At 37.5% G+C, this 7,436-nt stretch carries 6 protein-coding genes and 1 other annotated feature; of the genes, 1 reads left to right on the forward strand and 5 read right to left on the reverse strand.

What is annotated here, in order from left to right; all coding sequences use genetic code 11:
* Positions 1-123: 123 nt before the first annotated feature.
* From serS to guaB, 5 genes are all read right to left on the reverse strand, one after another.
* Entirely contained in the window at positions 124-1,398 is a 1,275-nt protein-coding gene (gene serS / locus BAMA_RS22820; protein ID WP_034644268.1) for a serine--tRNA ligase, read from the reverse strand.
* Positions 1,399-1,449: 51 nt separating this feature from the next.
* Positions 1,450-1,671 (reverse strand) — a binding site (T-box leader).
* Positions 1,672-1,724: 53 nt separating this feature from the next.
* Positions 1,725-2,315: a pyridoxal 5'-phosphate synthase glutaminase subunit PdxT gene (gene pdxT / locus BAMA_RS22825; RefSeq protein ID WP_034644269.1), complete on the reverse strand. Its 591-nt coding sequence runs from the start codon at positions 2,313-2,315 to the stop codon at positions 1,725-1,727.
* 17 nt (positions 2,316-2,332) lie between these two features.
* On the reverse strand, positions 2,333-3,220 hold the full coding sequence (gene pdxS / locus BAMA_RS22830) for a pyridoxal 5'-phosphate synthase lyase subunit PdxS (protein WP_034644271.1): 888 nt from the start codon (positions 3,218-3,220) through the stop codon (positions 2,333-2,335).
* A 167-nt stretch (positions 3,221-3,387) separates the two neighbouring features.
* A complete protein-coding gene (locus BAMA_RS22835; protein ID WP_034644273.1) occupies positions 3,388-4,704 on the reverse strand; it encodes a D-alanyl-D-alanine carboxypeptidase family protein in 1,317 nt (438 codons plus the stop codon).
* A gap of 106 nt (positions 4,705-4,810) precedes the next feature.
* A complete protein-coding gene (gene guaB, locus BAMA_RS22840) occupies positions 4,811-6,271 on the reverse strand; it encodes an IMP dehydrogenase (RefSeq protein WP_034644275.1) in 1,461 nt (486 codons plus the stop codon).
* Between the two features lie 114 nt (positions 6,272-6,385).
* Between guaB and BAMA_RS22845 the strand changes: the two genes are divergently transcribed.
* Positions 6,386-7,366, forward strand: a complete 981-nt coding sequence (locus tag BAMA_RS22845; protein WP_034644276.1) for a YaaC family protein — start codon at positions 6,386-6,388, stop codon at positions 7,364-7,366.
* Positions 7,367-7,436: the final 70 nt, after the last annotated feature.

Below are 7,436 nucleotides of genomic sequence, written 5' to 3' on the forward strand. Positions count from 1 at the left end.
TCCTCCGTATTGACATTAGATATAATATCATAAAGAAAAACTATTAGTCAAGCCCACTATAATAGATTAAAGGTAAGGAGAAGAAATTTTTTCTCCTTACCTTACCTCATACCTTATATGCTCTTACTTAATAACTGTTTTTCCACCCATATATGGACGTAATACTTCTGGAATTTCAATTGTTCCATCTTCTTGTTGGTAGTTCTCTAAAATCGCAGCTACTGTACGGCCAATTGCAAGACCAGATCCATTTAACGTATGAACATGTTCTGGTTTCGCTTTTGTATCGCGACGGAAACGAATGTTAGCGCGGCGTGCTTGGAATGATTCAAAGTTACTACAAGAAGAAATCTCACGGTATGCATCATAGCTTGGCAGCCACACTTCAATATCATATTTCTTCGCTGCAGTAAATCCTAAATCTGCTGTACACATGCTCATCACACGGTATGGAAGACCTAATAATTGAAGAACACGCTCTGCATTGTTTGTTAACTTTTCAAGTTCTTCATAAGAATCTTCTGGTTTAACAAACTTTACAAGTTCTACTTTATTGAATTGATGCTGACGAATTAGTCCGCGTGTATCACGACCAGCAGATCCTGCTTCAGAACGGAAGCATGCACTATATGCTGCGTATTGTATTGGTAATTGATCGATATTTAAAATCTCATCGCGGTGCATGTTTGTTACTGGCACTTCTGCTGTTGGAATTAAGAAATAATCTTCACTTTCAATACGGAATGCATCCTCTTCAAATTTTGGAAGCTGACCAGTTCCTGTCATGCTTGTGCGGTTTACCATATATGGAGGTAATACCTCTTCATAACCATGTTCTTCTGTATGAAGGTCAAGCATGAAACTAATAAGCGCACGTTCTAACTTTGCACCTGCACCCTTATAGAAAACAAAGCGACTTCCTGTTACTTTTCCAGCACGTTCAAAATCTACAATTCCTAAATCTGCTGCAAGATCCCAATGTGGTTTTGGCTCAAAGCCAAATTCACGTACTTCTCCCCACGTACGCGCTTGTACGTTATCATCTTCTGTTTCACCAACTGGTGTAGATTCATGCGGGATATTCGGAATAGATAAAAGTAATTTCTCTAAATCCTCTTCTACTGTGCGAAGTTCACCATCAAGGTCTTTTACTTTCTCCCCAACCTCTCGCATTTCTATAATTAATGCATCTGCATCTTTCTTCTCACGCTTTAAAACAGAAATTTGCTGAGATACTTCATTACGTTTGCTCTTTAGTTCCTCTGTTAGTACAAGTAACTCTCTTCTCTTTGTATCTAGCTCTTCAAAGCGATCTAAAGCTGTTAAATCTTCGCCTCTATGCTGTAATTTTCCTTTTACTTCTTCAAAATTCGCACGTAATACTTTAATATCAAGCATGATTATCTCTCCTTTACTTTTAATAAAACACAAAAAACTCCCGTCCCTATAAAAAGGGACGAGAGTTAACCCGCGTTGCCACCCTAATTGAAAGCATAAATGCTTTCCTCTCAGTAGAATATAACGGCTCTTCACCGGAAATGTATAATAACCGATATGGCGTTCCACATTTCACTCTAGGATGGATTCACAAGCAGTTTCTATCGGTTCTCACCAACCACCGACTCTCTACAAGAAACATCTCTTGTTACTACTTCCTATCAACATATTGTCGTATAAAATAGTTACCATCAATTTACTATAATCTTATACAACTTGCAAGCTACTTATACAACTTTTTTCATTTTTGCTTCTTCAACCATTTGAACAAAATATGCTGTCATACGATGATCTTCTGTTAATTCTGGATGGAAAGAAGCCGCTAACACATGATTTTGACGAACCGCTACAATGCGATCCTCATATGTGCATAATACTTCTACATGATTCTCTACATTGGCCACATAAGGTGCACGAATAAATACACCAACAAACTCTTCTCCAACACCCTTTATCGAGAGTGCTGCTTCAAAGCTATCTTTTTGACGTCCAAATGCATTACGCTCCACAGTAATATCGATAGCGCCAATATGAGCCTCCTCATATCCAATAAGATTTTTCGCAAGTAAAATCATACCTGCGCAAGTCCCAAACATTGGCTTCTCTTCTTTCGCAAACTGGCGAAGCGGCTCCATGAAATTATATTTATCAATCAGACGGCGCATTGTCGTACTTTCACCGCCAGGTAAAATGAGTCCATCAACTTCTTGCAATTGTTCTACACGCTTCACGATAACAGCTTTTGCACCACTTTCTTCAATCGCTCTCACATGTTCGCGAACAGCACCTTGAAGTCCTAATACACCGATTGTAACCATTTTGAAATCCCCTTTGATTACCAACCGCGCTCTTGCATGCGTTGTTCTGGTAATAATGTTGAAATTTCGACACCTTTCATTGCTGTACCTAATCCTTTAGAAAGGCTTGCAATTAATTCGTAGTCTTCATAGTGAGTTGTAGCTTCTACAATTGCACGTGCGAATTTCTCTGGATTCTCAGATTTAAAGATACCAGAACCTACGAATACGCCATCTGCACCAAGTTGCATCATTAACGCTGCATCTGCTGGTGTTGCAATACCACCTGCTGCAAAGTTTACAACTGGTAAACGACCAAGGCGTTTAATTTCAAGTAACACTTCATAAGGAGCACCTGTATTTTTTGCAAATGTCATTAATTCGTCTTCACGCATACCTACAACTTGACGAATTTCTGCGTTTACTTGACGCATATGACGTACAGCTTCTACAATATTTCCTGTTCCTGGTTCACCTTTTGTACGAAGCATAGACGCTCCTTCAGCGATACGTCGTGCAGCTTCCCCAATATCACGGCATCCACATACAAATGGAACAGTATAATCACGTTTATTTAAATGATATACTTCATCAGCTGGAGTTAATACTTCACTCTCATCAATGTAATCTACCCCTAATGACTCTAATACACGAGCTTCTACAAGATGACCAATACGGCATTTCGCCATAACCGGAATTGATACAGCTCCCATTACTTCTTCAACAATTGTTGGGTCAGCCATACGCGCAACGCCGCCCGCTGCACGAATATCAGCTGGAACGCGTTCTAATGCCATAACAGCAACCGCACCCGCTTCTTCTGCAATTTTTGCTTGCTCAGCGTTAACTACGTCCATAATAACGCCGCCTTTTTGCATTTCTGCCATTCCGCGCTTAACGCGCTCTGTTCCTGTTACATTGATCATGTATAAAAAACCTCCCTAGGTGAATTGCTTTTCCCCTTTAACGGTGGAAAAATTGAGAATACTCTTACATTCTACCACTAACTATTAGAGGCTTGTCTACTGTTTTTTTTAGATAAATTCGGTGTGAAAAATAGGAATTAAAAAAAGCTCCTATTTTTTAGGAGCTTTTAAAACCAACCTGTTACTGTATCTACTGCACCGTTCCAGAGACCACTAAAGAATCCACCAATACCACGCATAGATAGAACAAACCAATTCGCTTTTTCTACTTCGGATTTTGTTACAAGACCTACCTGTAATGACTTACCAGATAAGAAACCTGGATCATTGCTATCTTTAGCAGATACCATCATATAGCCGAGTTCCGTTCCCTTTTTAATTGGTGCTTCTTTTTCCTTACTTTCTTTAAATTCTGTCTTATATACATCTTTGCTGCCTTTTGGCATTGGAAGTACAACTGCTTTTTTTGTTTCCACAGCTACATCTGTGTCTTTTGCTTTATCTACATGTACTGTTTCATGACCTTTTACTTTCGATCCTTCATCATACACTTTTTTCGTTTCAAAATTTGTAAAACCATAGTCAAATAACTTTTTTGTTTCATCAAAACGAGCTGTATGCGATTCTGTTTTAATTACAACAGCAATTAAGCGCATGTCATCACGTTTCGCTGTACCTGTAAAGCAAGAACCAGCCGCTGGAGTTGAACCTGTTTTCAGTCCATCTACTCCTTCATATTCTTTAACTAGACCTTTTAACATCCAGTTCCAGTTATGCATTTCAATCGGATATTTGCCACCTTCTTGGAAGGTTTTCTTAGAAATTTTAGCTGTATCTAAAATCTCTGGGTACTCTTGAATTAAATGCTGTGCTAAAAGTGCTGAATCTCTAGCAGACATCTTATTCTCATCATCCGGATTTGTTCCTTCTGGATGTTGTCCACCTAGATCGCTATTAGATAAACCAGTAGAGTTTACAAAGCTAGAGCTTTTCATTCCTAACTCTTTTGCTTTTGCATTCATCTTTTTTACAAAGTTTGCTTCTGATCCAGCAATTAATTCTGCTAAAGCAATTGTGGCACCGTTTGCAGAATAGATTGCCATTGCTTCATATAGCTCTTTTACCGTATAAGATCCACCGTTTTCTAATGGAACGTTAGATAGCTCACGATTTTGTGAAATACCATGGGCATATGGGGATACAGTAGTTTTTTGATTCCATTTGATTTTCCCTTTTTCTACTGCCTCATGCACTAAATATTCACTCATCATTTTTGTCATACTTGCAATTGGTAATGACGCATCTGGATTTTTTTGATATAAAATTTTTCCAGAATTAGCTTCAACTAAAATTGCAGCTTCTGCTTCAATCTGTAAAGAATTGCTCGCTTCTGCAGATGCACTTCCATATGTAACAAACATACTACAAAATAGCATCAGCGCCGTTACTACTGCGATAATCCGCTTCTGAAACATACCTTTCACTTTTGTTACCTCCAATATTTTGTACTCACATAACCGTTATTCTAACATAATCAAAAAAAAATAGACAGAGATATCAAATCTCTGTCTATTTACATATCAAGTATTATCAAGAGTAGTTAGGCGCTTCTTTTGTGATTTGTACATCATGTGGATGACTCTCTCTTAAACCTGCACCTGACATGCGAATAAACTTTGCATTTTCACGTAAAAATTCTAAATCTTGTGCACCACAGTAACCCATACCAGCGCGTAAGCCACCGACTAATTGATGAACTGTGTCTACTAAAGGACCTTTGAATGGAACACGACCTTCAATTCCTTCTGGAACAAGCTTTTTATTCCCTTCTTGGAAGTAGCGGTCTTTACTTCCTTTTTCCATTGCTCCTACAGAACCCATACCACGGTAAACTTTAAATTGACGACCTTGATAAATTTCTGTCTCTCCAGGGCTTTCTGCTACACCGGCAAAAATACTACCAAGCATAACAACATGTGCGCCAGCCGCTAAAGCTTTTACAATATCACCAGAGTACTTAATGCCCCCATCAGCAATAACCGGAATACCATGTTTACGAGCTTCTGTTGCACAGTCGTATACAGCCGTTAATTGAGGAACACCTACACCCGCCACAACACGTGTTGTACAAATTGATCCTGGTCCAATTCCTACTTTAATAATATTGGCACCCGCTTCGATTAATTCACGTGTTGCTTCGGCTGTAGCTACGTTACCTGCAATAATGTTTAGCTCTGGATATTTTCCACGTACTTCTTTTACTTTTTCAATTACACCTTTTGAATGTCCATGTGCTGTATCGATAACAATTACGTCTACATTTGCTTTTACTAAAGCATCGATACGAACCATTGCATCAGCTGTTACACCAACGGCTGCACCAACTAATAATCGTCCTTGCTTATCTTTTGCTGAGTTCGGGAACTCAATTACTTTTTCGATATCTTTAATTGTAATAAGGCCCTTTAATACGCCGTTATTATCAACAAGAGGGAGCTTTTCAATTTTATGTTGCTGTAAAATCTTTTCTGCTTCTTCTAACGTTGTCCCTACTGGAGCAGTGATTAACTCTTCTTTCGTCATCACATCAGAAATTAAAATAGAGTAATCTTGGATAAAACGCATATCACGGTTTGTAATAATACCAACTAATTTTTGCTCTTCTTTGTTATTTACAATTGGAACACCTGAAATACGATATTTACCCATTAAATGTTCTGCATCAAAAACTTGATGTTCTGGTGTTAAAAAGAAAGGATCTGTAATAACACCACTTTCAGAACGTTTTACCTTATCTACTTGTTCTGCTTGTTGCTCGATGGACATGTTTTTATGGATGATGCCTAAACCACCTTGGCGTGCCATTGCAATCGCCATATCAGCTTCTGTTACCGTATCCATACCAGCACTAATAAGTGGAATATTTAACTGCAGACTTTCCGAAAGAACTGTCTTTACACTTACTTCTCTTGGCAATACATCAGATCTTGCTGGTACAAGTAGTACATCATCAAACGTTAAACCTTCTTTAACAAATTTAGATTCCCACATAAATTGATCCCCCTATGCAACCTGAAATTATTATTAGTAGCTTATCAATTGGTTAAAATACTGTCAAGAAAGAGAAATTATGTTGGAATTTTCAGAATAAAAGGAGCGTATATTATGCAACCTAAATCAGGGGTTTGGGAGAAATTAAGCTTCTTCCTTTCCACACACCATACACAGCAATATTTAACGAACTGTTATAAGAAATTAAATATAAAAGATATAGAAAAAAAGGGATTTGAAAACTGTTATCCTTTTATTTATTATTTAGAGCACGGAAAAAACTATTACGAGTTATGCCGTGTTTCACCATTCTCTCTTCAACCTGTATTATTATTTTATGGAATGAGTCAATTATTAAAAGCTTGCTTGCTTACAACAGATCCTAATTATCCTGAATCCACTTCTGTATTAGCTCATGGCGCCACAACGAGAAAAAGAAAAAAACAAAGTTATCGTTTTCTCGATGATGAAGTAAAAGTTCAAAAACACGGACTATTTACCCTCCTTGCAGATAAAATGTTTCACATGAAACATTTAGAAGGCGAAAAATATACGATGAAAGAACTTTTGCAAAGTATTCCTGAATTACAGGATTTGCTACTCTTTTCGAAACATGAAAAGATTTTATACAAACTAGAAACGCCATCCTATCATACATTACGTATTCCTACCGCAATTTTAGATCGATTTCATATGACAGAAGAGCGCTTTATTCGTTACATAGAAGAGACATATAAGCACTTGGATATTCAACATGAAAAAGAAAAAATCGATAAAAAAGCTTTATTCTTTTCAACGCCAATCAACAAGTGGAATCCATTATATAGTACACCTCTAACACATCATTATTATGAGAATACATACTATTTGCCTATTAATCGGGAAGTATCAAAGCTTCTTCCTGAACTGCTTATACATTATTTATTGTTATACAATTTAAGTATGATTTCTCGCTATGAAACTGATTGGTGGTACGATTTACTTGGTAATTACGCCTCTGATGATTATCCATTTATTTATCAATTTTTATCCGTTACAGCTGAAAAGATCCCCTATTATGTTTATTTATATTTAATGCACCACCATATTTCCTAAGAAATACAAAAAACCCGAGTCAAACTGACTCGGGTTACATTGCTTGGCGACGTCCTACTCTCACAGGGAC

The organism is Bacillus manliponensis (genome assembly GCF_000712595.1).
GTDB lineage: Bacteria > Bacillota > Bacilli > Bacillales > Bacillaceae_G > Bacillus_A > Bacillus_A manliponensis.

What these genes read in the sequence shown, in the direction of transcription:
- serS (WP_034644268.1), bottom strand. Translation starts at nt 1,398, where the DNA reads ATGCTTGATATTAAAGTATTACGTGCGAATTTTGAAGAAGTAAAAGGA.
- pdxT (WP_034644269.1), bottom strand. Translation starts at nt 2,315, where the DNA reads ATGGTTACAATCGGTGTATTAGGACTTCAAGGTGCTGTTCGCGAACAT.
- pdxS (WP_034644271.1), bottom strand. Translation starts at nt 3,220, where the DNA reads ATGATCAATGTAACAGGAACAGAGCGCGTTAAGCGCGGAATGGCAGAA.
- guaB (WP_034644275.1), bottom strand. Translation starts at nt 6,271, where the DNA reads ATGTGGGAATCTAAATTTGTTAAAGAAGGTTTAACGTTTGATGATGTA.
- BAMA_RS22845 (WP_034644276.1), top strand. Translation starts at nt 6,386, where the DNA reads ATGCAACCTAAATCAGGGGTTTGGGAGAAATTAAGCTTCTTCCTTTCC.